The following is a 3,251-nucleotide window of genomic DNA, read 5'->3' on the forward strand; positions in this document are numbered from 1 at the left end:
TCATTTTTTTAGACATTATTTCTATTTAACTGGTACTAAATTTATACTAGCACTATCACAGCGTACTCTGACATTATATCCGAGAAAACGAGCAAAAGTATTACTATGTGTAATCAGAGTTTTTTCTTTACTAAATTCCATCTCTAGTGTGATACTTATAAATTATGTAAGTTCTTGCTTAATTTTCTCACAATCCTGTCGATTACCATTTCAGATTACCTCATTTCTTGTTTTTTTCATATAATAATTTTCTTAAAAACTGTCCAATTTAGTGTATTTTATCCAACTCTATCTCTCATATATAAAGAATTGACAGAAAATATGATAAAAAGCTATTCAAAAAAGCTACCTGCGAAATAATGCATGTATAGAAACATTTCATGCATCAATAAAACGTGAGTGGATAAACAGATTTAAAATCCAGGGTTATGAAAACTAATATTTGAATAGTTGGAAAAATTTTTAAACACAATGAGAATACGTTCGCATTGTGAATATATGTTGCCGGACCAATTTGAGAAAAAATATAAAATGTTAGACGAGACAAACTAAATTCTTGTATTTAACTTGTCCGAAATCTTGACATAGTACCAGTGCTTCATACACTGTACAATACCTAATCAGCGAAAAAATCTAATTACTATTTTTCTCTATAAAGTTCATTAATTATTCATCACTTAAGTAGGTAGTAATTATCTTTTTATAGATGTCAATTTGTTCAAAATAATTACTAATTTCCACATATTCATTGATTTGGTGAGGAACTGTAGTAACACCAGGTCCAAAAACCACTATATCAAATTGTTTCTGTGACTTTATAAACTCTGCAGCATCTGTAGTAGCAGGGCCTCCTAAAACTGGTAACGGTGTATCAAACTGTTTTTGAATAGCTTGAATCAATGTGGAGTTTTTGTTGGCTTCAACGGGAATTTTGTTGTAATTAATAGTTAACTCCAATGGAAATAAATTATCTTGATTTAATTGTGCAACTGTTTCCTTTAATAGAGCAATCACTTTACCATTATCAAATTCTGGTATAGTCCGTATATTTCCTTGTGCAATAGCCTTATTTGGAATACTATTTATTTGGGTTCCACCGCGAATAATTGTGACATTATGTATTGTTTTTCCCAATTCTTCATTGATATAATCGTTTGATATCTTGTCCATTTTTTGATTGAATACCATAATGCAATCATTTAAACGTCTAATAGCATTATATCCCTCCTGTGGCATTGAACTATGTGCTTCTTTACCATTAGACACTACCGTATAGTTAATAGATCCTTTATGAGCATAGCCTAAAACATATCCAGTAGGTTCCCCAATAATAAGTGCATCCAAATCATCTGTATAACCTTCTTTTGTCAATTGTTCAGCTCCTAGTTCTCCAACCTCTTCCCCAACAGTCGCCAACAATTTGATTGTCCCATTAAATGGACATCCTTCTTCTTTTAATTCAATCATAGCAATGACCATCGCCATTAATCCGGCCTTCATATCTGTCGATCCGCGTCCATAGAGACGATTACCTTCAATATGCGCCTCAAAAGGTGGATAATTCCACATGCTTTCATTTCCAGCAGACACAACATCCATATGCCCAGAAAGCCCTAAGACTTTGCCGTGCCCTGTAGAAATAGTTACAACCAAGTTATCTCGTCCTGGACAATAAGGCACTCTTTCACTTTCAATACTGTAATCTATAAATAGTTTAGAAAGATAGGATGCTACTTCTGCTTCTTTCCCGTTTACTGATGGAATTCGAATAACATCTTGTAATACTTGAATTTTTTTTTGATCATTCATATCTTATACCTCCAATATCATTATAATCTGCTACTATTAGTTTAGCTCAGAATTTAGAATAATAAACTAGTATAAATGAAAAACGATTAGAAAGATGCATAAGCCAACATCATTATTCAAATCTTTTATTTCATTTTTATAATTAAAGAGTTCTTTTAGCCAATTACTGTAACTTCATACACTAATTTTAATAAAAAAGTAATGATTTAACATTTTTTAATTTGGATTATATTAGCTAACTCGTCATCATCAAATTTTATAAAAAATTCTTTTTCAAACAGTTGTAAATTTTCTTTCAAATCATTATATAAAGGCTTGTTTCATTTCTTATTGATTTATTCTCTTTTTGTAATCGATAGATTTAACATGTAATATGCATAAATAACCCAACTTCCTGATCAGATGATAAGCCATGCAATACTTTCTTTATTCTAAGAATAGTCTTTGGCAAAATTTTCTTTAATAACTGAAGGTCAAAACCTTCCAACTGTTCTTCCAAGTAAGCATATATCGCATCATAATTTACTGACATGACAGATTCTAAAGTTTCTAAAGATAACAAAATATCTAGTTTATCTGATGAAATATCAAATAGTTTTGAAATTGGAATGTATGGTATACCATATAATTCTTGATTATAAGTCCCTACCTCACACACAATCCTTTGTTTTTTTGTATTTGATTTACTTTTCTTAGCAAGTATTCATGATCAGAAATCACTAATAGAATTATATCCGTATTTTCTAAATACGAATGTGACTCAATATAATTTTTTATTTGAATAGCCGCACTCTCTCCAGTTATACGCAAACTAATGATTGCTTAAGAATTCTCTTGTTTTTGATACTATTGCTGAATTTCCGAATATATTTGTTGATAAGAATCAATCTCTTCAAAGAATCGTGACAGCCCACTTTTCGAGAACAGTCTAATGCGATAAGGGTAGCTGGGATACAAACATATTTAATGTTTATTCCAGTTTCAATAACTATTAAAAGTAAAGTCTAAAAATGCTAATTATTGAATGAATCACATAATTGCATTTCAGATATATTTGAACCTTTAAAATTGTATGACAAATAGAGCATCTATACATGTGCTCAAAAAGAAGATATTTATAGAAAAGAACCTAAGATGCTTTGATATGCGAGCGACCAAATTTTTCAAGTTGATAAATAACTGATGCCAAGCGCAAAAGCAAAATAAGAAAGACTAACAATGATAAAAAAGAGACTTTTCTTATTTGTTCAGTATTCTTTGATAGAGATTATACTAGAGTCGCTCAGCGTAAGCTCGATATGAAACAAGCTCGTGAATTAACCCGTCATCATGCTTCTGTTACTGGTACTACGTCAAGAAAAAGTACCAGTTAAACTGAAATATTTCATCTAGCTTAACTGTTTTTTTGCATAACTTCTTTCATACTGATTTGGACTTTGATA

The 3,251-nt window shown here is 30.5% G+C and carries 2 protein-coding genes; both read right to left on the reverse strand.

Annotated features, from left to right (window positions below; all coding sequences use genetic code 11):
* Positions 1-666 precede the first annotated feature (666 nt).
* Positions 667-1,809, reverse strand: a complete 1,143-nt coding sequence (locus tag AC5M21_RS15930) for an ArgE/DapE family deacylase (RefSeq protein WP_117599193.1) — start codon at positions 1,807-1,809, stop codon at positions 667-669.
* A 361-nt stretch (positions 1,810-2,170) separates the two neighbouring features.
* Entirely contained in the window at positions 2,171-2,467 is a 297-nt protein-coding gene (locus tag AC5M21_RS15935) for a hypothetical protein (RefSeq protein WP_236916433.1), read from the reverse strand.
* Positions 2,468-3,251: the final 784 nt, after the last annotated feature.

It is taken from the genome of Coprobacillus sp., assembly GCF_984815275.1.

Bases quoted from the DNA above. Each gene is read 5' to 3' on its own strand.
- AC5M21_RS15930 (WP_117599193.1), bottom strand. From the start codon at position 1,809: ATGAATGATCAAAAAAAAATTCAAGTATTACAAGATGTTATTCGAATT.